This is a genomic window from Streptomyces sp. NPDC059477, assembly GCF_042749375.1.
Lineage (GTDB): Bacteria > Actinomycetota > Actinomycetes > Streptomycetales > Streptomycetaceae > Streptomyces.
In genome coordinates this window covers 125,633-149,375 of sequence record NZ_JBHYUG010000006.1, presented here as the reverse complement: position 1 = coordinate 149,375, position 23,743 = coordinate 125,633, and the positions used below count along the sequence as shown (strand labels likewise).

Here is a 23,743-nt window from a genome sequence, read left to right as displayed (position 1 = left end):
TGTGGCGGCATCAACCGCCTTTCCGGTGACGGTCGTTCGGGGTGGTGGCAGGCTACTTGCCCGAGTGGTGCCGTCTGTGGCTTCGCGGAGTCGAATGGTCTCTCCGTCGTCACCTGGTACCGGGCAGCGGGCCGTCGCCGTGCGGCCTCCCGGCCGGGCCGCCCTGTACGGCCGCGAGTTCCACCGCCAGCAGCAGGCGCAGGGTGGGGTCCTCCAGGGGCAGGCCGAAGATCCGCTCGGCCTTGCGCAGCCGCTGGCGCAGGGTGTTCTGGTGGACGTGCAGTGCCGCGCTGGCGGGGGCGACCTCGCCGAAGTGCCTGAGGTAGGCGGCCAGCGTGGTCAGGAACTCGGTGCCGTGCTCGGCGTCGTGGGCGGCGATCCGCTCGGCGGTGCCGGTGCGCAGGTCCGCCCGTTCACGGACGGTCCGCAGCAGCCGGCGCAGCACCAGGTCGGCGCGGAGGTCGCCGATGCGGTACAGGCCCGCTTCGGCGCCGGTGTCGTCCAGGTGGTCCAGGGCGGCGTCGATGTCGTGGCGTGCGATGCGCAGCCCCGGCGGGGCGACATCGGCGTCCGTGCGCACGGCGACGTACCGGCGCCGGGTGGCGCGGTACGCCCGTTGGAGAAGGTGGTCCAGCAGTTGACCGAAGGGCACGGCGGCACCGGAGGCGGCCGGCAACAGGGCGTACAGCCGCCCGCCGATGACCGCCGCAGCGGGCTCGTAGCCGAGGGAGCGCCCGTCCAGGGCCACCAGGTCGAGCAGGCGCAGCAGATCGGCACGGCATCGGCGTCGGGCCTCTTCGGGTGTGGTGCGGGGCGCGGATTCGGTCGGGGGCGGCGTCGGGACCGGGGGTGGGGGCAGGGGTGAGGTCTGGGCCGGGGGCGGGGTCTGGGCCGGGCGTGGGGTCTGGGCCGTGGACGCGGTCGGGACTGGTGATGCGGTCGGGTCCGGGGAACCGGTCGGGGACCCGGTCGGGTTCGGAGGCGCGGTCGAGTCCGTGGATCTGGTCCTGGTTCGAGGCGCGGGGGCATCCGGGGACCCCTTCCGGGTTCGAGGCGCGGTCGACTCCGGAGACCCCGTCGGACTCGGGGACACCGACGCTTCCGCCAACCCGACCAGCACTCCCGGCAGCAGCAGCCCGGCCGAAGCCCCGGAGGGCTCACCGGGCGGGGACTTACCGGGCCGCGGGGGGTCAAGCGCGGCCCGCAGGGCCTGGTTCCGGCTGTCCTGGTCGGCGTCGATCTGGCGGCGCAGCGCGAGCATGTGGAGGGCGGCCACCCCGGCGGCCTCGCGGAGGGCGGCCTCGAAGTCGCCGGCCGGGCCGTCGGGTGGGAAGGCAACCCAGAGGGATCCCAGGACGTCCATGCCGGCCCGGATCGCCACGGCCATCCGCGGCAGGTCACCGGGCCGGTGATGGCGTACCACGGAGTCCGCCCGCCACAGTTCGCGGTCCAGATGGTCGGCCACGGCGTCCTCGGGGACCTGCCGGCTCAGGATGCCGCGTCGGCGGGTGTCGTCGATGGGCTGGCCGGGGAGCGTGGAGTAGGCGACGACGATCCGGTGGACGTCCATGATCGCGACGGCCCCGCCGACGATCGCGGCGAGGGCGTCGGCCAGGGCGAACAGGTCGCCGCCGGCCGGTCGCTCCCCGCCCCGGCCCACCGTGGCGGACGGGGCGGCGAGCAGCGTGCCCACCATGTGCTGGATGCGGCTCCACGGCACCTGGGGGTCCACGGCGAGCACCGCCACCCCCTCGCGGCGGGCCTGCTCCAGCAGGGCGGGGGCGGCGGGCAGCGGGGTCTTGACGGCGAGGGCGGCCGAGCAGCGCGCCGCTGTCCGCAGGGCTTCCCCGGCCGCCGTACCACCGGGGTCGAGGCCCACGCCGAGCAGCAGCAGCCCCGGCGGGAGGCCGCCGACGGCGTCCGGGCAGTCCAGCAGGTCGACCCCGGTGACCACCTCGGGCCCGCCCTCGGTCAATGAGGTCACCGCGCCCTGGGGCAGTGCGCCCACCAGGCGCCGCAGCGACAGTGGCGGCATGGGTCCTCCCTCATGGCAGACACTTGGCGGATCCCGGCGCCCGATGTCGGATCCGACATCGGCTGCGGGCCTTCAGTGTACGTTCCGCCATTGCCGCGAGGAGCGTGGAAGTCCGATGCTCGTGGTGAGCCGCTCTCCCCAGCTGTCCCCCGTCGTCACGGGTCACGTCCAGCACGGCCCCCACCCCCGCCACCGCCCCCACCCTCGCATCGCCCCACCCCCACCCTCGCCCTCGCCCGACCCGAAGGAGCCACGGTGACTCTCGCGGCGCATCCGCCCGTCCCCCAGCCGCCCCCGTCCATGAGTGACGCCGAGTGGCAGGCCCGTCTGGAACTGGCCGCCTGCTACCGGATCTTCGACCATCTCGGCTGGGTCGAAATGATCTTCAACCACATCACGCTGCGCGTTCCCGGCGAGGAGGGCAGCCTCCTCATCAACCCGTTCGGCCTGATGTACCACGAGGTCACGGCGTCGAACCTGGTGAAGATCGACTACGAGGGCCGGATCCTGTCCGACTCCCCGTGGCCGGTGAACGAGGCCGGGCTGCTGATCCACACCGCGCTGCACGCCGCCCGTTCCGATGCCCACTGCGTCATGCACACCCACACCACCGCCGGCACCGCCGTCGCCTGTCTCGCCGACGGCCTCGACCCGGACAACTTCTACTCGGCCCAACTGCACGACATGGTCGCCTACCACGACTTCGAGGGCATCACCGTCAACCCCGGCGAGCGGGAGCGGCTGGTCAGCGACCTGGGTGAGCGCAATCTGATGATTCTGCGCAACCACGGGCTGCTGGCGCTCGGCCCCACCCTGCCGGCCGCGTTCTCCGCCCTGTGGACGCTTCAGCGTGCCTGCGAGATCCAGTTGGCGGCGGCGTCCGCCGGGCAGCCGCTGGCCAAGGTGAGTCATGAGGCCGCGGTCCAGTCGACCCAGGAGTCGTTCCAGCTGGGCGACCGCACCGGCGCCGGGCGCACGCTGTTCGAGGCGCTGCGCCGCAAGATCGACCGTATCGACCCGTCCTACCAGAGCTGAGGGATGTCCGTGAAGATCACGATTGTGGGGCCGGGAGCCGTCGGCGCGGCCCTGGCCGCCTCCTTCCTCCCGTCCGGTGCCCAGGTGTCCCTGCTGGGTGCCCCGGGCGCCCACCTCGACGCGATCGTGGAGCACGGCCTGCTGCTGCGCACGGGCGGGCAGGAGGTACGGCACCAACTGGCCGCCTCCGCCGACCCCGCGCGGCTGGACGAGCCGGACCTGGTGGTCATCTGCGTCAAGACGCAGGATCTGCCCGGTGCCGTCGCCTCCGTGCTCCCCTGGATCGCGGCGGGTGCCGATCTGCTGGTCGTGGCCAACGGCGTGCCCTGGTGGCTGCTGGCGACCGTCGAGGACGCCCCGGGCGACCAGGTGATCCGCGCGGTGGACCCCGAGGGGCAGTTGCTCGAACTGCTGCCGCCGTCGCGGGTCCTGGCCGGCGTCGCGCACTTCAGCAGTTCCGTCCCGGCACCCGGCGAGGTCGCGCACACCGGCGGCGATCTGCTGATCCTCGGTGAGCCGCTGGGCGGCAGCAGCGAACGCGCCGAGAAGTACGCCAAGGCGCTGTCGCAGGGTCCGGTGCGGGCCGAGCTGAACACCGACATCCGCACCGCGATCTGGGAGAAGCTGCTCGGCAACGTCAACCTCAACCCGGTGAGCGCGCTGACCGAGGCCACCGTGATCGACATCCTGGACACGCCGGCCGTACGGGACCTGTGCGCGACGATCTTCACGGAGGCCGCCGAGGTGGGGGCCAGGCTGGGTGTGCCGACGGCCATGACGGCGGAGGAGCGCCTCGACGTGGCCCGCCGGCTGGGTGCCTTCCGTACCTCGATGCTCCAGGACTCCGACCGTGGCCGGCGTCTGGAGACGGACGCCATCCTCGGTGCGGTCAGGGAACTGGCCCGCCGTACCGGAGTGCCCAGCCCGGGCATGGACGCCGTGGACGGCCTGCTGTCGTTGCGCGAACGCATGCGGCACGGCGAGACGGGGCGGGGCGGCCCGGAGCAGGGCTCCACGGACAAGGCGCGCGGCTGATGGGGCACCCGCTCGGCAGCACGCCATCGAAGGTCATCGCCCTGCATCTGAACTATCCGAGCCGGGTGGCGGAGCGGGGCCGGGTTCCGGCGCAGCCGTCGTACTTCCTGAAGCCCCCGTCGTCGCTGGCGGGTTCCGGGGAGCCGCTGGTGCGCCCCGAGGGGTGTGACCTGATGGCGTTCGAGGGGGAGATCGCCCTGGTGATCGGCGCGCGGGCACACCGCGTGGCCCCGGAGGACGGGTGGCGGCACGTCACGTACGTCACCGCCGCGAACGACGCGGGGGTGTACGACCTGCGGTATGCGGACCGGGGCTCGAACCTGCGCTCCAAGGGCGCCGACGGGTTCACGCCGATCGGGCCCCGGCTGCTGGACGCCCGGACGCTCGACCCGGCGGGGCTGCGGCTGCGGACCTGGGTCAATGGTCAACTGGTGCAGGACGACACCACGGACACCCTGCTGTTCCCCTTCGGACAGCTGGTGGCGGATCTGTCCCGGCTGGTCACGCTGGAGGAGGGCGATGTCATCCTCACCGGCACCCCCGCGGGGGCGTCGGTGGTGGTTCCCGGGGACACCGTCGAGGTCGAGGTCGGTGACGGCACCCTGTCCACCGGCCGCCTGCGCAGTCAGGTGGTGCGGGGGGAGCCGCTGGCCCCGTACGGCGCCATGCCGAGGGCGACTCCCGAGGAGCGGGAGGCAGCGTGGGGTGCGGCGTTCGCGCCGAAGCCGCTGCTCGACAAGCGGATCGCGGACGGCCTGCGGTCGGTGTCGGTGGCCACGCTCAGTGCCCAGCTACGGGCCAAGCACGGGCTGCCGCACATGTCGATCGACGGGGTCCGCCCCACCCAGCCGGGCCGGTCCATGGTCGGGGTGGCCCACACCCTGCGGTATCTGCCGCTGCGCGAGGACCTGTTCAAGCGGTTCGGCGGCGGGATGAACGCGCAGAAACGCGCGATCGAGGAACTCGGTCCCGGGCAGGTGCTGGTGATGGACGCCCGCCGGGACACCACGGCCGGCACGCTCGGCGACATCCTCGCGCTGCGGGCGCTCCAGCGGGGTGCGGCGGGGGTGGTCACCGACGGTTCGATCCGGGACAGCGCGCTGATCGCGGCGCTCGACCTGCCGGTGTACCGAGGTGGTGACCATCCCTCGGTGCTGGGCCGGCGTCATGTGCCGTGGGACACGGGGGTGCCCATCGCCTGTGGGGGCGCCCTGGTCCAGCCGGGCGATCTGCTGGTGGGTGACAGTGACGGCGTGGTCGTGGTGCCGCCCGAGCTGGCCGAGGAACTGATCGCCGACAGCCGGGAACAGGAGCGGCAGGAGCGGTTCGTCACCGAGCAGGTGTACGCGGGGCAGAGCATCGACGGCCTCTACCCGCTGGGCCCGGCCTGGCGTGAGGCGTACCGGCAGTGGTGCGCCCGGCAGGACACCACACGCAATCACGGTCAAGGAGTGGATGATGAAGTTTCGTAGTGATCCGGCGTCGGTGCGTGGGTCGATCGCCCCGGTGGTGACGCCGTTCGGCGATGACGGGGCGGTCGATCACGAGAGTCTGCGGGCCCTCGTCCGTTTCCAGCTGGAGTCGGGTTCGCACGGGGTGTCGCTGGGCGGGTCGACGGGTGAGCCCAGCGCGCAGAGCACGGCCGAGCGGATCGCCGCGATGCGGACGGTGTCTCAGGAGATCGCCGACCGGGTGCCGTTCCTGCCCGGAACGGGGTCGCACAAGCTGGACGAGACCTTGGAGATGACGGCCGCCGCCCGCGATCTGGGGGCGGACGCCGCACTGGTCATCACCCCCTACTACGCGCGCCCCACCCAGGAGGCGCTCTACCAGTGGTACGCGACGGTGGCACGGGAGTTTCCGGATCTGCCGATCGTGGCCTACAACGTGCCCTCGCGCACGGCGGTCGACATCTCCCCGGAGACGGTGAAGCGGTTGTTCACCGAGTTCGACAATTTCGTCGGGGTGAAGGAGACGACGAAGGACTTCGAGCACTTCTCCCGGGTGCTGCACGCGTGCGGGCGAGAGCTGCTGGTGTGGTCCGGCATCGAGCTGCTGTGCCTGCCGCTGCTCGCGCTGGGCGGTGCCGGGTTCGTCAGCGCGGTCGCCAACATCGCCCCGGGGGCGGTGGCCCGGATGTACGAGCTGTGGGAGGCCGGTGACTTCGACGCGGCCCGGGATCTGCACTACCGGCTGCACCCGCTGGTGGATCTGCTGTTCGTGGAGACCAACCCGGCACCCGTCAAGTGGCTCCTGCACCAGCAGGGCCGGATCGCCTCCGCCCATGTGCGGCCCCCGCTGACCGGCCCCACCGACGCGGGAATCGCCCGGATCCGCACCCTGCTGGCCGAGGGCGGCGACCTGACTCCCCAGCTCGCCCCGGTCCCGTAGCCCGCCCAGATCGGCCCGGTCGGGTAGCTCCTCCAGATCGGCCCGCTCCCGTAGCTCCCCTCTCTCCCCCCGGACCGGCGCAGGTCCCGTAGATCGATCCGACGTTGAAAGGCCCCCTTGTCATGCGACCCACTGGTCTTCCCGACGCCATCCGGCACTGGATCGGCGGCACCCTGCTCGACTCCGCCGACGGGCGCACCTTCGAGGTGGCCGACCCGGTCAGCAACACCGCCTATGCGCGCGCAGCCGCCGGCGGCGCCGCCGATGTGGACCGTGCGGTGGCCGCCGCGCGGGCGGCGTTCCCGGCCTGGTCCAGGCTGTCGAACCGCGCACGGGCCACCGTCCTGCACCGGGTGGCGGACGCGATCGAGGCCCGCCATGAGCAGCTGGCGGAGTTCGAGTCGTTCGACTCCGGTCTGCCGATCACTCAGGCGCGGGGACAGGCCCGGCGGGCGGCGGAGAACTTCCGCTACTTCGCCGATGTGATCGTCGCCCTCGGGGAGGAGGCCTTCCGCCAGGGCGAGGAACAGATCAGCTACGTCGTACGCTCCCCCGCCGGCGTGGCCGGGCTGATCACCCCGTGGAACACCCCGTTCATGCTGGAGAGCTGGAAGCTCGCCCCGGCGCTCGCCGCGGGCTGCACCCTCGTCCTGAAGCCCGCGGAGTGGACGCCGCTGTCGGCTTCGCTGTGGCCGGACATCTTCGCCGAGGCGGGGGTGCCCGCCGGGGTGGTCAACATCGTGCACGGCATCGGCGAGGAGGCCGGACAGGCCCTCGTCGACCATCCTGAGGTGCCGCTGATCTCCTTCACCGGCTCCACCGACACCGGCCGCCACATCATCCGTTCGTCCGCCCAGCACCTCAAGACCACCTCCATGGAGCTGGGGGGCAAGTCGCCGGTGGTGGTGTTCGCCGACGCCGATCTCGACGAGGCGCTCGACTCGGTGCTGTTCGGTGTGTTCTCCCTCAACGGCGAACGCTGCACGGCCGGCTCGCGCGTGCTCGTCGAACGTCCCGTCTACGAGGAGTTCGCCCGGCGCCTCGCCGAGCGCGCCGCGGCGATCCGCGTCGGACCCCCCTCGGACCCGGCGACGGAGGTGGGCGCGCTCGTCCACCCCGAGCACTACGCCCGGGTCATGCACTACGTCGACCTGGGCAGGAAGGAGGGCCGTCTGCTGGCCGGCGGGACCCGCCCCGAGCATCTGAGCGGGGGCAACTACCTCCAGCCCACCGTGTTCGCCGATGTCTCCCGGGACGCGCGGATCTTCCAGGAGGAGATCTTCGGCCCGGTCGTCGCCGTCGCCCCCTTCGACACCGAGGACGAGGCGATCGACCTGGCCAACGCCACCCAGTTCGGCCTGGCCGCGTACATCTGGACCAGCAACCTCAGCCGCGGCCACCGCATCGCCCACGCCGTCGAGTCCGGCATGCTCTGGATCAACTCCCACAACGTTCGTGACCTGCGCACTCCCTTCGGCGGAGTCAAGGCGTCCGGGGTGGGCCGGGAGGGCGGGGCCCACAGCATCGACTTCTACACCGAGTCGAAGATCGTGCACGTCGCCCTGGGGCACGTCCACACTCCCCGCTTCGGAGCCCGGTCATGACCGCACCCACCCCCTCGGCGGGAGCCCACCCCGACGCCCCCGACGTCGTCCGCTCGGCCTACGCCCAGCTCGCCGTCACCGACCTGGGTGCGGCCCGCTGGTTCTGGGTCGAGATGCTCGGCTTCCACGTCCAGCACGAGGACTCCCACGCCCTCCACCTGCGCGGCACCGACGAACTCACCCACCACTCCCTGGTCCTGCGCCAGGGTCCGGTGGCGGCGCTCGACCATCTCGCCTACCGCGTCCGCACCCCCGAGGACGTCGACAAGGCCGAGCGGTACTTCAGCGGCCTGGGCTGCCCGGTGCGCCGGACACCCGCCGGGCAGGGCACCCACGCGGTCGGGGACGCCGTCCGGGTCATCGACCCCCTCGGCTTCCCCATCGAGTTCTTCCACCACATCGAGCGCGGCGAACGCCTCATCCAGCGCTACGACCTGCGCCGCGGCGCCGAGATCGCCCGCCTCGACCACTTCAACATCTGCACCCCCGACATCCCCGCCGCCTACCGCCACTACACGTCACTGGGCTTCGGCTGCTCCGAGACCATCGAGGGCGACGAGCACGAGCTGTACGCGGCCTGGATGTACCGCAAGCAGACCGTCCACGACGTCGCCTTCACCGGCGGCGCCGGACCCCGGCTGCACCACCTCGGCGTGGCCACCCATGAATCCCACCAGGTGCTGCGCACCGCCGACATCCTCGGGGCGCTCCGCAAGGAACACCACATCGAACGCGGCCCCGGCCGCCACGGTGTCTCCAACGCCTTCTATCTCTACCTCCGCGACCCCGACGGCCACCGCGTCGAGATCTACACCTCCGACTACTACACCGGCGACCCCGACCACGAGACCTACCGCTGGAACGTCCACGACGACCGCCGCCGCGACTTCTGGGGCAACGCCGTCATCGAATCCTGGTACAAGGAGGCCAGCCCCGTCCTGGACCTGGCCGGCACACCCCGGCCCGTCACGGACACCCTCCTCGACGAATCCGCCGTACGGATCGGCGCCGACGGCCTCGGCTGAGAGCGGCTGGAGCCACCCGAAGGGGGGCCGGAGTGCATACTCCGGCCCCCCTTCGTCGGTGCGTGTGGCGCCCCCGTGGCTCAGCCGCCGTCCGCCGTGAGCCCGGCGGTCTCGATGCCGTGGACCGCGCACGCCTCGTCCTTGTCGGGGTGGTCGCCGCTGATGCCCACGGCGCCGATGACCCGGCCCTCGCCGTCGCGGATCAGTACTCCGCCGGGCACCGGGGCGATCCGGCCGTCGGAGATGGCGGCGAGCGCGGTGAAGAACTCCGGCGCGTCGGCGGCCCGCTCGGCGAGGTTGCGTCCACCCGCCCCCATCCCCAGCGCGCCCCATGCCTTGGCCTCGGCGATCTTCGGCCGGAGGTTCCCGCTGCCGTCCTGCCGCTGGAGGGCCACCAGATGGCCACCCGCGTCCAGGACCGCCACGGTCAGCGGCCTGGCGCCCAGGGTGTGCCCGTGCTCCAGCGCGGCGTCGACGATCCGGGTGGCGTCGTTGAGTCGAAGGTGCATGTTCTCTCTTCCGTTCCTCGTGCTGCTCGTACGTGGTCCTGCGGGTCCCGCGTGGTACCTCGCGGTGTCCGGTCCGGTCCAGCCGACAGCGGCGCGCACGGCACCGAAGGGGTGATGCCGTGCACGCCGCGTGAGCCGGTCGGCCCCAGAGATATCAGGCCCGCTGCGGAACCGGCTGCTCCGGGAGGGTGTCCGGAAGAGTATGTCCCGGGATCTCCTCCAGGTCGTACTCGTCGGACTCGGCCTGCGGGATGACCACCGGCGGCAGTCCGATGAGGAAGATCTCCAGCTGTTCCGTGGCGGTCATCCGCAGGGTTTCGCCCGGATCGGCCTGGATGGCGGTCAGTTCGGACACGTCCTGGCCCTCGGCGGTGCCCTCACCGGAGCGCACCACCAGCAGGCGGCGGGCCCGGGGGTCGGTCGAGGTCCAGGTGGCGCCCTTGGCGATGCGGACCATCTCGATCCAGACACCCCGCTCGGAGTACGACCCCATGAACTTGTTCTCGACACCCTGGGCGCCCTCCACGGGCAGCCAGTTGAACCGCTTGATGTCGGCGATCTGCACGTTCTTGTAGCGCGGCCGGGGGTACTTGAGGCGCTCGCCGAAGACATGCTCCCAGATGGTGTTCAGGCCCCATTGGACCTTGCCGTCCGGCCGGTGGTAGTAGGGGCCGACGAACTTCCCTCCGCTCTCCAGCAGTTCGTCCCACGCCTTGCGGCGCTGCTCGATGCTCATGAAGCCGTAGCCGGAGGAGCCGCCGAACTGGAGGACGAGTGACAGGCGCTCGCCCGGGGCGGCCTTGCCCAGCGGGTCGTCCTGCGGCCCGTAGGACAGCCCTTCCGGGAAGTAGCCGACCTGGCCCACCTCCAGGACCTGGCCCCGGCCGATGTTCATCGGACCCACGATGGGCAGCCGGATCTGCTCGAAGTTGTGCCGGTGGCGGGGCATCGCGAAGTCGGCGTCCTGGCGGCCCAGGATGTACATGAAGTTCTCGCGGGACTCAGGGTCGCCCTTGAGCATGTGCTGGAACGCGATGGCTCCGGTGGGGTGGTCCTTCTTCCAGTTGCTCTCGTCGAAGGGAACGATCTTCATGGGGTTTCTCCAGACACTCAGGACGTGACAGCCTTGTTCTCAAGGGGGACCGGTACGGGGGTCCGCGCCTCGGCGAGGTGCCGTCGGGTCAGGCTGAACGCGAACAGCACCAGTCCGCAGATCAGTGAGGCACTTCCCGCCACCAGGAACATGGTCGCGGGGGACGCCCCGTCGGCGAGCAGCTTGGCTCCGAGCATCGGTCCGATGATGCCGCCGAAGCGGCCGGCGCCGATGGACCAGCCCACACCGGTGGCCCGCAGCCGGGTCTCGTAGAAGATCGCGCACAGGGAGACCGTGCACAGTTGGGCGCCGATGGCGCCGAGACCGGCCACGAAGGTGACGAGCAGCAGCAGCCCGCCGGAGCCGTCGGCCCAGCCGATGAGGGCGATGAAGACCGCGCCGACCGCGTAGGCCCCGCCGATCAGCAGGGCGGGCCTGGCAAGGCGGTCGGCGATCCTGCTGATCGCCAGACAGCCGATGACGCCGCCGAGGTTGAGCGCGGACACGGCCAGCAGGGCGTTGCTCATCCCGGCACCGGCCGCGATGGTGGGCAGCCAGACGGTCAGGAAGTACGCCATCAGCAGGGTGAAGAACATGGCGGCCCACAGCAGCAGGGTGCCGCTGGCCCGGCCCTGCCGGAACAGGTCGACCATGGGTGACTTGGGGGCGCTGTCGTGCTGGGCCTCCTCCACCGCCGTCGCGGGGTCGATGCCCAGTCGGTTCAGTACGTCGGCCGCGCCTGCGGTGTCGCCGCGGACCTGGAGGAAGCGGGCGGACTCGGGGAGCTTGACGAAGGCCACCACCAGGACCAGCAGCGGCACCACGCCGCCCACGTAGAACAGGCTCTTCCAGCCGAGGGCCGGGATCATCCACGCGGCGAGCAGGCCGCCGATCACGGCGCCCATGGGGAAGCCGCACCACATCAGGCCGACGATGGTGGCCCTGGACTTGGCCGGAGCGTATTCCGACGCCAGGGAGACGATGCCGGGTACCGCGGCGCCCAGGCCGATCCCGGTGACGAAGCGCAGTACCTCAAGGGATTCCATCGAGGTGGCGAGGGCCGGGGTCAGGAGGGTGAGGAGGGCGAACTCCAGGACGCCGAACAGCACCAGGGGCCGACGGCCCACCCGGTCGCCGATCACTCCGGCGACCATCGCGCCGACCAGCCCGCCGAGCAGGCCGATGCTGAAGATGGTGCCGAAGTCATGCGGGTCGACATGCCACTCGGCGCCGATCGCGGGGGCGGCGAGGGAGATCGCCTGGGTGTCGAACCCGTCCAGGAGGGCCACCGAGCCGCACAGGGCGATGACCATCGCCACGGCGCGTGTGCTGCCTCTGCTGGGGGTCGCGGAATCGTCATTGATCCGTTGGCGGGACATGGGTCTCCTCGGTGAAATGTCTGGTCCTGCTGAGTGGTGTTCCTCCTGAGGGCCGCTGGGCGGGGTGCCGCTCGGCGGCCCTCACGGTCCGGTGCGCGGCGGCCTGTGGTGGCCGGGCGGCGCTGCGGGCGGTGTGGGGGTCAGTCGGTCACCGTGCGGTCGCGGTGAACCGGGTGTCGATCAGGGCTGCGATGAGCTGGGAGAACTGGGGATCGGAGAGCGTGGCCCCGTCGGCGCGGGGGCGGGCGGTGACCACTTCCAGCGCCCGGGTGTGGTAGGCCCGGACCATGGCCGCCGCCCGCGCGCCGTCGCGGGCCTCGACCGCTTCGACGACGGCCATGCGGTGGGCGTGCAGGGCGCCCGTGTTGCGTTGCCAGTCGGCGAGGTTGGGTCCTCCGGAGAGGGCGAAGGCGAGTTCCACCTGCACCTCGGAGAAGAACCGGCACAGCGTCGACAGCAAGGCGTTTCGCGAGAGGTCGGACAGCCGGTGGAGGAACCGTCGCAGATCGGCGGCCGTCTCCTCCACGTCCGTCACCACCGCGAGCTTCTCCGCGGCCGAGCGCAGCGCGGCGATCTCCTCGTCGGAGGCGTCGGTGGCGCCGGTCTCCACGGCGCGCGCGTTCAGCACGCCGAGCAGATCGAGCACCTCGGGGGCGCCCACGTGCTTCAGCTGGATCGCCGAGGCGATCGACTCGGCGATCATCCGGTCCGCCGACGCGGTCACGAAGGAGCCGCTGCCGTGGCGCACGCTGACCAGGCCCATGGTCGTCAGGGCACGTACGGCTTCACGGACGGTGGCACCGCTGACCCCGTACTGTTCGGCGAGTTCGCGTTCCGCCGGCAGCCGCGATCCGTCGGTCAGGGTGCCGGTCAGGATCTGGTTGCGCAGGTCCTCCATGATCCGGTCGGCGACCCGGCCACGGTCGAATCTCCGGAACTTCGGTTCGTTGTTCATGTCATCCGTCATGGGTGCATCCTCCGTGGTCGGCCACGGGCGCCGACGTGTCGGGTCGCCCGGTGTGCAACTGGCGGGCGTGGGAGGGCCGCAGACGTGCGGCGCGGCCGTCCGCAGCAGCACACAGGGGTGCCGTCAGCGGGCGAAGAGGGGTGCGGGTGGTGGAGCCGGGCGGGGCTCCGGGCAGTGGTTGTCGGGCGGCTCGGCCTGTAACGTGGCTCAGACTAAGTCACTAGGTGACTTAGGGTCAATGCTCCTGCCGGGATGTTCTCCGGACGACGCCCGCGGCGCCCGTCGCCGGTACCGTGCACGGCATCCGGCCCATCTCAGGGCAGTACCAGAAGGGACGACCGACGATGGTTCTCACCCCGCCCGATCCCCACCTCGGCACCTCCGCCGCACCCGCCGACGCCGCTCACCGTGGCATCGGCTCCCTGCTGACCAGCTTCGGCGCCGCGATCGACGGCAAGCGTGCGGAGGAGGTCGCCGCGCTGTTCACCACCGACTGTTCCTTCTCTCCCCCGACGGGTGAGGCGCTGCGGGGCCGGGCGGCGGTGGCGGAGTTCTACGGGGGCCGGTTCACCGACCTGCGGCGGCGGACCTGCCACACCTGGGCCAACCTCCAGGTGTTTCCGGAGGGTGCGGACCGTGCCCGGTCCGAGGCGGTCATGACCACCTACGCCTTCGAGCCGACGGTGTCCGAGACCCATGTACAGCTGCGGGTGGGCAGGGTGCACGGCCAGTGCGAGCAGGGCGCGGACGGCATATGGCGCTTCGCCGAGCACCGCTTCGAGATGGCCTTCCCGCTGAGCATCCCGCTGAAGGACTGACCGGCGGCTGCCCGGCGGTACGGCATGGCCCGCCGGGCACCGGCCCGGTGGCCGGAGGTGACGGCCCGCGCGCGGAGATGTCCAGTGGACTGGATGGCGAGAGAGCCCCGGCTGGACGAGGTGATCGCGTTCATCTGCGGGGCTGCGGGCCGAACAGTCCCATCTGAGGCGGTGTCGGCGGTGTCCCGGATCCGGGGCGGCACGGACGTCGGCGGCGAACACCACCCCTACCGCGGACGCCCGTCGGGAGAACTGCCCCGGGCCGCGGTGGTCGTCCCGGCGCCAGGTGTCGGCCGGGGGTTGCGGCTCCCGGTGGGAGAGCGCGAAGTGGACCACCCAGGTGCCGATGATGAAGAGCAGCACGGCGAGGATCAGCGCGTAGACCGGGTCGATCAGGGCGACCAGGATCACCAGGGCCACGGCGATGAGCACGGCGAGGGCCGTCTTGCGGAGCAGGGCGAGCACGGAGGGGACCTCTCGGTGGGCGTCGTTGCCTGCCTGGACGCGCCTGCGGGCCACCCGGTTGCGTGCGGCCCCGCAGACACTGCCCCTGGCGGTGCGACTATGTCGGCCGCTGCCCGCCCCTCGGACCGCGAGCCGCACCTGGCCCACCACCACGGGGTCAACTACGCGCATCCGCCCGCAACTGCACGACCAACAGGCCCCGTTCCCTCCCTCCCCCCCGCCCCCGCTACCGCCGCATCCACCCGTCGGCACGGCGCGCCGCGGCGCGGATGTTCTGTTTCACGCCGCGCGGGAGGCGTCGCACCACCGAGCGGTAGCCCTGGCGGACGCGGTGGTCGGCGGCGGTCCGCAGCAGGAGGCGGCGGGTGGTGCCGATCCGGTCGGGACCGCTGACGGCGAGTTCGAACTGGCCGCCGGGCCCGGTCCAGGTCGGGGAGACCAGGCGCGGTGGTACGCCGACGGCGACGGTGCCCAGCGAGATACGCGCACGGCCCCGGGTGGGGACCAGTCGGGGGCGACGGCCGACACCCAGCAGTTGTGCGCCGACCCAGACCTGGTGGGTGCCGGGGGTCATGGGCCCGGCACCGGTGAGCGTCAGCGGGTCGATGACCGTCTCCCCGGCGACCACGACCCGGTGGCGGCCACCGCCGAGCGACTCCAGTTCCGGTGCCAACTCCCCGTCGGGGAACCACCACTGGTTCTTGGCGGTGTCGTGGACGATGAGTTCCCCGTACGCGTGCGAGAAGGGATCGGGGACCTCCCAGCCCTCCGCTCCCTCGATGCCGTCGAGGAGTTCGGGGTCGAGCAGCATCCGTCCGCCGCGCTCGACGAGGGTCAGCGGGCGGCCGTCGGCCCGGATCATGCCGATCCGGGTCCGGATCACCAGCTTGTCGTTCCGCCAGCGCATGTCGTCCACCTCGACGTGCGGTGTGATCCGCTCGGTGCGGCGGGCGAGTTCGATCAGGGAGTCCAGCCGGTCCCGCACGAGCAGTTCCGCACGTAACCGGCTGATCGCCGGAAGCCCATCACGTACCCCCGGCGGGTAGCTCCTCATCGCCATCCGGCGGACGGTGGTGAAGTACTCCTCCAGATCCTTGCCCGTGCGCCGCAGCACCCGTGGCTCGCTCACCGGCCGCAGCAGCTCCACTCGGAACGAACGGCGCAGCAGCCGGTCCTGGAGGTCGCCCGGCTGGGTGCCCTCCTTGATCGCCTCCACCACCTTGTCCAGGTGGCCGTAGTAGTCGTCGGCGGTGACGCGGCGGCTGCTGTTGTTGCCACCGTCCTCGCGCCGGTTCCACTGGTAGCAGGGGTAGTCGCCGAGAATCGACACCGTTTTCGCGCGTACGTAGGCGCGGGCCATGAACAGCTGGTCCTCCAGCCTGACGCGGCCCTCCGGGAAGCGGATCCCGTGATCCCGCAGGAAGTCCCGGCGGAACATCTTGTGCGGTGTCAGGCTCTCGAACAGGGGTGCGTCGGCGGCGGTGCACCGCTCGACCGTCCGCTTGAACACATTGCTGGGCCCCTGCATCGTCCCGTGGGTCTTGCCCAGCACGATGTCGGACCCGTTACGATCCCCCAGGGCGAACAGCCGCTCCAGCGCCTCGTACGACAACTCGTCGTCCTGGTCCACGAACTGGACGTACTTCCCCCTGGCCCGGTCGACCCCCACATTGCGCGGCTTGCCCGGCCAGCCGGAGTTCTCCTGCTCGTAGACCCGGACGTGCGCATGCGCCTCGGCCAGCCGCCGGAGACGCTCGGCCGAGTCGTCCGTCGACCCGTCATCGACGTACACGACCTCGTACGCGTCGGCCCCGAGGCTCTGGTTGACGAGCGAGGGCGCGCAACGCTCGATGTAGGAACCAGCGTTGTAGATAGGTACAACAACGCTTACCTTGATCAAAATATCCCTCCATGGGACAAGTGCTGTTGCCGTACCAGACACTTGTTGTTAGGGAGAAGTTGTACGGCTCTTGGTGCACATCTGACGAAACGCGCCACAGCCGCCTGCCGTCACGGGTTGCGGCCCGGGTACGGTCACGGCCCGCCGATGCGGTGACGGGGGCCGCCCTCCGTACCGCCTCTGGGCTCCGCGTGTCGACGGGTTCCCCGCCCCTCGCCGACAGGTGGGGCTCAGGTGGCGGTCGCGGAGGTCGATGTCGACGACGTACCGGAAGCCGGCGGTCGCGGCGGCCTCGGCCGAGGGGCGGTCGTCCTCGGGTATGGCGTAGACCACGCGGCGGCACTCGGGGTCCGCCGCGCGGACGGCGTGCGCCGCGGATCGTAGGACGTCCGGCAGGAGGTTCCTGTGCGGGGCGGGTGTGAGCAGGAGTTCCACGTCCCGGGCGCCCTCGGGGTAGGCGTCGCGGAGGCGGCCGACCGCGCAGGGTTCCACTTGGACGATGACATCGCCGGACGGCGCGCGCGGTGAAGCGTGTCCGTGACTCCACGGTGGTCCGCCAGGGGCCGGGAATGTCCAGCGCGGGCAGGGCCGGGACGGTGAGCATCGTCAGTTCGCCTCGTCGGCCAGGCGCCGGGCGCGGGCCCTGTCCAGCTTTCCGGCCGCGTTCCTCGGGACGACCGGCACGATCTTGAGGCGCTTGGGGAGCTTGTAGCGGGCCAGTTGTCCGGACGCGTACCTGTGCAGGGTCTCCAGGGTGATCTCCGTCGTGCCGTCCACGCGGACACCCACCGGGCGTCACTACGCCGCGGCGCCCTCACCCGCCTCACCCGGGTCGCCCAGCGGCTGGGTCAGGGAGTCCTCCGCACCCGCCCGGCGTTCCGGCTCCGTCTCGTCCAGCTCCCAGTAGTGCCGGCACTCGTCGCACCGGTACTCCACCGGCCCCACGTCGATCGTCAGCACCGCCCCGTACGGGCAGGCGCTGCCGTCACCACGCCCCGCGCACTCCTGCTCCTGTGTATCCCCCACGGGTCCGACGATGCGCCGTACCCGCGGGATCGGGGCAGAGTGCGTGCAGGGCGCACAGGCGCTCATACCGGGCAACACGCCCCAACACCCGCCAGCAGCCCCACCAGACGCCTCGGCGGCGGCACCCGCTCCCCGCCTCCCGCCGCGTCACCGGTCCTTGACGGCTGCCCCGGCCCGCGCCGCCACCGCCGGGGTGTCTCACACCCCGGTCAGCCGCCGGTGATCTCCACCGCGAGATCGTTGTCGACCGTGTAGTAGGGGCGTGCCTCCAGGGCGTCCAGTGTCGAGGACGGGTACACGAACACCTTCTTGCGGTCGGCGACGTCGTCCAGGAGCCGGGCCGTACGGACCAGGGGCGTGTCCGCGGACGGTCGTACGAAGACGTCCCACAGGCCGGGACCGGCGGTGCCGGGTGCGTCGAGCAGGTCCTGGTAGGCGGCGGTGAAGGAGAACCTGTGGGCGTCCTGGGCGGTCAACTCCGCCTCCCGCACCGGGCCGTCCTTTCCGCGGCGGCGCAGCAGGGCCACCGCTCCGGCGCCCAGGTCGGCGCCGAAGAGCCGGCCCTGTACGGACAGCGCGGCATCGGTCACACGGACGCGGTCCACCTCCGCGTGCGCCGTGCGCAGCCAGGTACGCAGGGCGAGGTAGCCGTCCAGCGTGACGTACGGGACACGGACCGCCAGCGGTGACGGGGTCGCGCCGGGAGTGCGGCCGGTCATGAGGGCGCGCAGATCGCGGACGCCGGGGAGGAGCCGTTGGCGGGAGGTGTCGGCCGGGTCGGTGGCCGGGTCGTCGGCGGCGGGCAGGAGGTAGGGGTCCCATCGGCCCTCCTCCAGGGTGGGCTCCGGTTCGATGGTCGTCCGCCAGTGGCCGGGGCCGTCCGCCGGTTCCAGGTCGAACACGTGCTTGACCTGCTCGGGTCGGCCCTTCGGAGGGCGCAGACGCAGCAGCAGCCGGGGGCGGGAGGCCGTGGGCGCGGGCGTGACGGGCGTGGTGATCCGCAGGGCGATACGGCCGTCGCCGGCCACCGTGCAGTGGGCGCGGGGACGCGCGGTCCCGGCGGCAGGCTGCTGACCGGACGGCCGTACGCTCGCGGCACTCTCGGCGCTCTCGCCGCGGTCGGTGGTCATCGCTTCGCCTTCCGTACGGTCCTGAGGATGGTGCTGGCGGCCGAGTAGGCGGCGTCGCGGGCCGCGTAGCCGCCGGCCACGAGCGTGCCGTCGATGCCGGTGGTGTGCGTGGCGGCCGGACGGCCCGCCGCTCTCGCCGTGGCCAGGGCGCCGAAGAGGTCCTCCGCCTGGGCCACGATCGGGCCGGGGGCGTAGCGTTCGGAGTTCTTCAGTGCCGCGCGCCCCATCCGGCGGCGCGTCTCGTCGTCCCGTACGAGGGTGAGCAGGGCGGCGGAGAGGGCCGCGCGGTCGCCGACGGGGACCAGCGTGCCGTCCTCGCCGTCCGCGATGATCTCGGCCGGGCCGTGCGGGCAGTCGGTGCTGACGACGGGGAGTCCGCAGCGCATCGCCTCGACGAGAGTCATGCCGAAGGGTTCGAAGCTCGATGTCGCCGCGGCGATCGACGCTTTGGCCCACTCGGCCTCCATGGGGATCGCGACGCCCATGAGGAACACGTTGTTGTACAGGCCGAGTTCCTCGATGAGCCGTCTCAGCCGGTCGTGTTCCTCGCCCTTTCCGTAGATCCGCAACTGCCAGTGGGGATGTTCGGCGGCCACCGCCGCGAACGCCTCGATGAGCAGGTCGTACCGCTTCACCGGGACCAGCCGGCCGGCGGCGACCACCACCGGGGCCGTGCCGTCCGAGGGCGGGAGCGAGGGATCGGGGACGCTGTTGGGCAGCGCTTCCACGCGGACGCCCGGCAGTCGCATCTTCCTGCGGTACGCGGTGGCGTCGGCGTGGGTGACGGTGGTCAGGGCGTCCAGGCGCGGATACGTCCGGCGCAGCACCCGGCGCAGTCGGGGCGGGTGGTTGTCCAGGGTGAGGTGTTCCTGTCCGACCCGCACGGTTCTGGTGGGCGCCTGGAGGGCGATGTGCACGTTGAGGCCCGGCCGCGTCCCCACCACGACATCGGCGTCCGTCGCCGCCAGGAACTCCCCGATCCGCTGATCGGTCAGGGCGCTGTACTGCCGGTAGCGGTACTCGTAGGTGGGGAACACCTTCGCCGGTGTCAGATGGAGCGGGTGCTCCCGCTCGGACCGCAGGTCCACGAGGGGGCGCAGCCCTACCCGCGGGTGTGTGGGGACGTTCGGGTTCTCGCGGTGCCGGAGTGCCGAGACGATTTCCACCTCATGCCGTTCGGCCAGCGCGCCGGCCAGGTTGTTCGTGGTGGTGATGGTCCCTCCGATCCCGTAGGCGTTGTGAATGAGGAAAGAGATCTTCATGTGAGTGCAGACTGGTTTGCTCACCGATGCGTTGCCTGCGGCATGGGGTCTTGAGGTACTGGGGACACGGGGCCTGTGAGGGCGAGCCGCGCGGCCTGCCGGGGCCGTCAGGGCTCGACGGGCAGCGGCGTCAGGACGAGCATCGTGGCGTCGTCCCCGACCTCGCCGCAGTACTCCAGCAGGTCGGCCCAGATGCGGGCGGTCAGCACGGCCGGGTCCTCGCCGTCGAACGCCCGCAGCCGCGCCGCGAGCGGGTAGTAGTCGCCGGAGTCGCCCCTGGCCTCCCACACCCCGTCGGAGGCCAGGAACAGCCGGTCGCCCGGCCCCAGTCCCAGGGTGATCTCCTTGGGCGGGTCGCCCCCGAACCGGCCGATGCCCAGCGGAATCCCCGAGGTGACGGCGATCTCCCGGGCCTGTCCGTCCCGCAGCAGTACGGGCGGTGGATGGCCGCGCACCACGATCCGCACCGAGCGGACATCGGCGGAGAACTCCATCAGTACGGCGGTGGCGAACATCTCGGAGTCGCGCGCACCCGAGGAGTCCACCGTCAGTCTGCGGTCCATCCGCGCCGCGACCCCCGCCAGATCCGGCTGGTCGAGCACCGCCTCCCGGAAGGCGCCCAGCAGCGACACCACGGTGGGGACCGTGGCCAGTCCGTGGCCCTGTACATCGGCCATCACGGCCCGCACCCCGTACGGACCCTCTCGCACGTCGAAGAAGTCCCCGCCGACCAGTGTCCCGTGCTGGGCGGCCCGGTACAGCCCGGAGCAGCCGATGTCCCCGACCCGGTCCGGCAGCGGCGGTGCCACCGCCCGCTGTACGGCCTCCGCGACCGTCCGCTCGGTGACCAGCTGGGCGTCCCGGTGACTGCGCACATAGGACACGAACACACTCAGTAGCACGACGAAGACGAGGGTGAGCAGATCGGTGTTCCCGGGTTGGTTGAGATGCGTCCTCGGCACGTTCATCACGGTCACGACGAGGGCGCCCATCACCCCCGTGGCCAGCGGACCGTAGCTCAGCACGGTGAGCGGCGGGATGGCCCCCAGCAGGAATCCGATGTCCAGCGCGTTTCGGCTGATCAGGGTGGCCGCCGTCACCCCCGCGAACAGGGCGACGGGCAGCACCCGCACCCAGCGTGGCGGCTCCGCTCCACGCAGCCAGCCCCGCTCGTCCCCGCGCAGCCGCGCCGGCCGACCGCGGATCGTTGCCATACACCCACGCTACGCCCGGCACCATCGCCCGGCGCCGCGCCGATGCGGCCGGGCTCCGGCGGCGGGAGAGCCCGGCATCACGGGCAATGGACACGCTCTGCGCGGAGAGGGAGGCGGAGCGTGAGCGGAGTCCGGCCCGGCTCGCTCCGGCGACGACGTACGCGAAGCCACGCCAGCCCGTCAATGTGAGACAGATCACGTCCGATATGCCGGATTACCGGGTCTCCCCGCCCCGCCATGATGCCCGCGAGTAGCCGATCAAGGGACGGAGTTCATCAGTGGACGACAGTCGGAGCGTCGGGTCGTGGCGGGAACTCGGCAGCCATGTCGGCACCGCCGTGGTGCTCGCCGGGGGTGTACTCATCGGCGCCGTCACGATCTACCTGGCCGCGAGCCTGCTGCCGACGGCGGTCGCGGACATCGGCGGTGAACGCCTCTACGCGTGGAGCATGACCGTTTTCCTGACCGCCCAGGTCGTCGCGACCATGCTCGTGAGCCGCACCCTTTCCCGGCGCGGTGGTGTCGGCTCCTATCTGCTCGGCTTCGGCGTCTTCACCGTCGGTTCGGTTGTCTGCGCGGCGAGTCCGTCCATGCCGGTCCTGCTGGTCGGCCGGGGCACGCAGGGACTCGGGGCGGGCCTGTTGACCGGTCTGGGGTTCGCACTGATCTATTCGGCACTGCCGCGCCAACTGTGGGTGCGGGGCAGTGCGTTGATCTCCGCCATGTTCGGCCTGGGCAACTTCGTCGGCCCGGCTCTGGGCGGGCTCTTCGCCCAGTTCGGATCGTGGCGAACGGCCTTCGTCGTGCTGGCTGTCGCCTCCGCGGTGATGGCGGCGTTCGTCCCCCGGGTGCTTCCGGGGAGCGACCCCGCCGAGGCGGTGGCGGTGCCGGTGCCGCTGGGCTCGTCGGTGCTGGTCATCGGGGCCGCGGGTGCCGTGAGTGTCGCCGGGATCCTCTCGAACGAGGTCATGGCGGGGGTGTTCATCGCGCTGGCACTGGCGTTGGTCGTGGCGTTCGTGGTGACGGAGAAGCGGAGTCAGGTCCAGGTCCTGCCCCGCTCGACCTATGAAACCGGCTCCGCTGTGCGGTGGGTCTATCTGACCATCGTGTTCCTCGCGGCCGGTGTCGCCGTGGAGATCTTCCTGCCGCTGTTCGGTCAGCGCCTGGGCGGACTGCCACCGGCCGCCGCCGGGTTCTTCGGCGCGGCCCTGTCGCTCGGCTGGTCGGTGAGCCAGGTCATCAGCTCCTCAGCACGTCGGCAGCGGACGGTTCGAAGGCTACGGGTGGCCGGTCCCGGTCTTCTTGCGGCGGGGCTCGCCGTGCTGGCTCTCTTGCAGCACGGCGACGCACCAACCCTTCTGGTCATCGCCTGGCTGCCCGTTCTGCTCCTCGCCGGTACCGGGATCGGTCTGGCCATGCCCCACCTGTCCGTTGCCGCGATGGCCGGCACACCGGACAAGGCGGAGGGAGAGAAGGCCGCCGCGGCGATCGCGACGGTACTCACCATGTCGACGGCGTTCGGTGCGGCGGTCGCCGGTCTCCTGGTCAACCTGGGCGGCCCTTCCACCGTCACGTCCGCACGCCTCCTCCTGCTCGGCTTCGCGGCGATCGCCGCCCTCGGAACACTCACCGCGCTCCGCGCCAACCACCTCACTCAGCTGACCGTCACGCCGGTGACCAGCGACGAAAGGGTCTGACACAGCTTCGGAGGAGAGTCGGTCGATGACGTGCTCCCCATGCCGTGACGGGTTGATCCTCGGACCGGCGGGCGTCACGCGACCCGTCGGTGGCCGGGGACCGCGACACCGGGAGCCCCGGTGAGTCAGGCCGACACCGACCCCCCGCGCGCGGCACTCACCGCTTCACCAGGTCGAGGATCACCGTCGCGATGTCCTCCGGAGCCTCCTCGGCCATGAAGTGGCCCGCCTGGGTGGTGAAGTGTTCAAGGTCGGTGGCCCACGGCCGCCAGATCCCGGTGGCGTCGAACCCGAGCCGGTGGCCCCAGTCCTGCTGGACGACGGTCACCGGCATGGTGAGCCGGTTGCCGGCGTCGAGGTCGGCCTGGTCATGTGCGATGTCAATGGTCGCGGTGGCGCGATAGTCGGCGACGATCGACGCGATGGCGTTCCGGGAGGCGCGAAGGTACTCGGCGCGCACGTCCGCCGGGATGGCGTCGGAGCCGGCGGACCAGCTGTCGAGGAAGTGGCCGAAGAACGCGTCGGAGCTGCCCGCGATCAGCTGCTCGGGCAGACCGGGCGGCTGGGCCATCAGGTAGAGATGAAAGGCCACGGCCGCGCCGACCCCGTGGAGAACGTTCCAGGTGTCCAGGGTGGGGACGATGTCCAGGATTCCCAGGTGGCTGATCCGGTCCGGGTGATCCAGACCGGCCCGGAAGGCGACATGCGCGCCGCGGTCGTGCCCGACCAGCGCGAACCGGTCGAACCCGAGCGCGTCGGCGAGGCCGACCACATCCGCGGCCATCGTGCGCTTCGCGTACGTGTCCTCGGTGACCGCGTCCGGCTTGCTGCTGGCGCCGTAACCGCGGAGGTCGGGACAGATCACGGTGTGGTGCCCGGCCAGGGCGGGTGCGACATGCCGCCACATCAGGTGGGTCTCGGGGAAGCCGTGGAGCAGCACGAGGGCCGGTCCTTCTCCGCCGACCGCCGCGTTCAGCTCAACGCCGTCGGCCACCTTGATCGGCCTGGTCTCGAACCCCGTGATGCTGATGCCCATAGTGGCCCTTTCCTGCTGTCTGACCCCTGAGCCGCTCTCGCTCACGGGTGGATGCGTGGACAGGATGAGGATCGGTGAGCCGGGTTAGCAGTGGGTCAGCGGCGGCAGCCCGAAGCCGATGA

The 23,743-nt window shown here is 71.6% G+C and carries 20 protein-coding genes; 8 read left to right on the top strand and 12 right to left on the bottom strand.

Features of this window, described 5'->3' with window-relative positions; all coding sequences use genetic code 11:
* Positions 1–109: 109 nt before the first annotated feature.
* On the bottom strand, positions 110–2,035 hold the full coding sequence (locus tag ACFXAZ_RS05185) for a helix-turn-helix domain-containing protein (RefSeq protein ID WP_384585294.1): 1,926 nt from the start codon (positions 2,033–2,035) through the stop codon (positions 110–112).
* A gap of 255 nt (positions 2,036–2,290) precedes the next feature.
* Here ACFXAZ_RS05185 and ACFXAZ_RS05180 point away from each other — a divergent pair, with 255 nt between their 5' ends.
* The 6 genes from ACFXAZ_RS05180 to hpaD all read left to right on the top strand — a co-directional run bounded on the left by ACFXAZ_RS05180 (position 2,291) and on the right by hpaD (position 9,125).
* Positions 2,291–3,070: a class II aldolase/adducin family protein gene (locus tag ACFXAZ_RS05180; protein WP_384585292.1), complete on the top strand. Its 780-nt coding sequence runs from the start codon at positions 2,291–2,293 to the stop codon at positions 3,068–3,070.
* Positions 3,071–3,079: 9 nt separating this feature from the next.
* Complete coding sequence (locus ACFXAZ_RS05175) at positions 3,080–4,105, top strand: 2-dehydropantoate 2-reductase (protein ID WP_384585289.1); 1,026 nt, start codon at positions 3,080–3,082, stop codon at positions 4,103–4,105.
* Positions 4,105–5,577 carry a fumarylacetoacetate hydrolase family protein gene (locus ACFXAZ_RS05170; protein ID WP_384585286.1) on the top strand — a complete coding sequence of 491 codons (1,473 nt, stop codon included), beginning with the start codon at positions 4,105–4,107 and terminating at the stop codon, positions 5,575–5,577. The genes ACFXAZ_RS05175 and ACFXAZ_RS05170 overlap by 1 nt, the downstream gene beginning before the upstream one ends.
* Positions 5,561–6,496 (top strand): 4-hydroxy-tetrahydrodipicolinate synthase, encoded by a 936-nt coding sequence (gene dapA, locus ACFXAZ_RS05165; protein ID WP_384585283.1) that lies wholly within the window; start codon positions 5,561–5,563, stop codon positions 6,494–6,496. The genes ACFXAZ_RS05170 and dapA overlap by 17 nt, the downstream gene beginning before the upstream one ends.
* 122 nt (positions 6,497–6,618) lie before the next feature.
* Complete coding sequence (hpaE, locus tag ACFXAZ_RS05160; protein ID WP_384585280.1) at positions 6,619–8,100, top strand: 5-carboxymethyl-2-hydroxymuconate semialdehyde dehydrogenase; 1,482 nt, start codon at positions 6,619–6,621, stop codon at positions 8,098–8,100.
* Positions 8,097–9,125: a 3,4-dihydroxyphenylacetate 2,3-dioxygenase gene (gene hpaD, locus ACFXAZ_RS05155; RefSeq protein WP_384585277.1), complete on the top strand. Its 1,029-nt coding sequence runs from the start codon at positions 8,097–8,099 to the stop codon at positions 9,123–9,125. The genes hpaE and hpaD overlap by 4 nt, the downstream gene beginning before the upstream one ends.
* An 80-nt stretch (positions 9,126–9,205) precedes the next feature.
* Here the strand turns inward: hpaD and ACFXAZ_RS05150 are convergent, their stop codons facing one another.
* From ACFXAZ_RS05150 to ACFXAZ_RS05135, 4 genes are all read right to left on the bottom strand, one after another.
* On the bottom strand, positions 9,206–9,634 hold the full coding sequence (locus tag ACFXAZ_RS05150) for a heme-binding protein (RefSeq protein WP_384585274.1): 429 nt from the start codon (positions 9,632–9,634) through the stop codon (positions 9,206–9,208).
* 154 nt (positions 9,635–9,788) lie between these two features.
* Positions 9,789–10,727 carry a hypothetical protein gene (locus ACFXAZ_RS05145; RefSeq protein WP_384585272.1) on the bottom strand — a complete coding sequence of 313 codons (939 nt, stop codon included), beginning with the start codon at positions 10,725–10,727 and terminating at the stop codon, positions 9,789–9,791.
* Between the two features lie 17 nt (positions 10,728–10,744).
* Positions 10,745–12,106, bottom strand: coding sequence for an MFS transporter (locus ACFXAZ_RS05140; protein ID WP_384585269.1), 1,362 nt, complete (start codon positions 12,104–12,106; stop codon positions 10,745–10,747).
* Between the two features lie 148 nt (positions 12,107–12,254).
* Complete coding sequence (locus ACFXAZ_RS05135) at positions 12,255–13,073, bottom strand: FadR/GntR family transcriptional regulator (RefSeq protein WP_384585267.1); 819 nt, start codon at positions 13,071–13,073, stop codon at positions 12,255–12,257.
* Between the two features lie 344 nt (positions 13,074–13,417).
* On the opposite strand from ACFXAZ_RS05135, the gene ACFXAZ_RS05130 reads away from it, so the two are divergent.
* Positions 13,418–13,891 (top strand): nuclear transport factor 2 family protein, encoded by a 474-nt coding sequence (locus tag ACFXAZ_RS05130; protein ID WP_384585264.1) that lies wholly within the window; start codon positions 13,418–13,420, stop codon positions 13,889–13,891.
* Between the two features lie 691 nt (positions 13,892–14,582).
* On the opposite strand, the gene ACFXAZ_RS05125 is transcribed toward ACFXAZ_RS05130, so the two are convergent.
* From ACFXAZ_RS05125 to ACFXAZ_RS05100, 6 genes are all read right to left on the bottom strand, one after another.
* Positions 14,583–16,256 (bottom strand): glycosyltransferase, encoded by a 1,674-nt coding sequence (locus tag ACFXAZ_RS05125; RefSeq protein WP_384585261.1) that lies wholly within the window; start codon positions 16,254–16,256, stop codon positions 14,583–14,585.
* A 606-nt stretch (positions 16,257–16,862) separates the two neighbouring features.
* Positions 16,863–17,033: a hypothetical protein gene (locus ACFXAZ_RS05120; protein ID WP_384585260.1), complete on the bottom strand. Its 171-nt coding sequence runs from the start codon at positions 17,031–17,033 to the stop codon at positions 16,863–16,865.
* 21 nt (positions 17,034–17,054) lie between these two features.
* Complete coding sequence (locus ACFXAZ_RS05115) at positions 17,055–17,282, bottom strand: hypothetical protein (protein ID WP_384585257.1); 228 nt, start codon at positions 17,280–17,282, stop codon at positions 17,055–17,057.
* 209 nt (positions 17,283–17,491) lie between these two features.
* Positions 17,492–18,412 carry a transferase gene (locus tag ACFXAZ_RS05110; RefSeq protein WP_384585254.1) on the bottom strand — a complete coding sequence of 307 codons (921 nt, stop codon included), beginning with the start codon at positions 18,410–18,412 and terminating at the stop codon, positions 17,492–17,494.
* On the bottom strand, positions 18,409–19,674 hold the full coding sequence (locus ACFXAZ_RS05105) for a glycosyltransferase family 4 protein (protein ID WP_384585252.1): 1,266 nt from the start codon (positions 19,672–19,674) through the stop codon (positions 18,409–18,411). The genes ACFXAZ_RS05110 and ACFXAZ_RS05105 overlap by 4 nt, the downstream gene beginning before the upstream one ends.
* Before the next feature lie 107 nt (positions 19,675–19,781).
* Positions 19,782–20,888, bottom strand: coding sequence for a PP2C family protein-serine/threonine phosphatase (locus ACFXAZ_RS05100; RefSeq protein WP_384585249.1), 1,107 nt, complete (start codon positions 20,886–20,888; stop codon positions 19,782–19,784).
* A 278-nt stretch (positions 20,889–21,166) separates the two neighbouring features.
* On the opposite strand from ACFXAZ_RS05100, the gene ACFXAZ_RS05095 reads away from it, so the two are divergent.
* Positions 21,167–22,585 carry an MFS transporter gene (locus ACFXAZ_RS05095; RefSeq protein WP_384585247.1) on the top strand — a complete coding sequence of 473 codons (1,419 nt, stop codon included), beginning with the start codon at positions 21,167–21,169 and terminating at the stop codon, positions 22,583–22,585.
* A gap of 157 nt (positions 22,586–22,742) precedes the next feature.
* On the opposite strand, the gene ACFXAZ_RS05090 is transcribed toward ACFXAZ_RS05095, so the two are convergent.
* Positions 22,743–23,621 carry an alpha/beta hydrolase gene (locus ACFXAZ_RS05090; RefSeq protein ID WP_384585244.1) on the bottom strand — a complete coding sequence of 293 codons (879 nt, stop codon included), beginning with the start codon at positions 23,619–23,621 and terminating at the stop codon, positions 22,743–22,745.
* Positions 23,622–23,743: the final 122 nt, after the last annotated feature.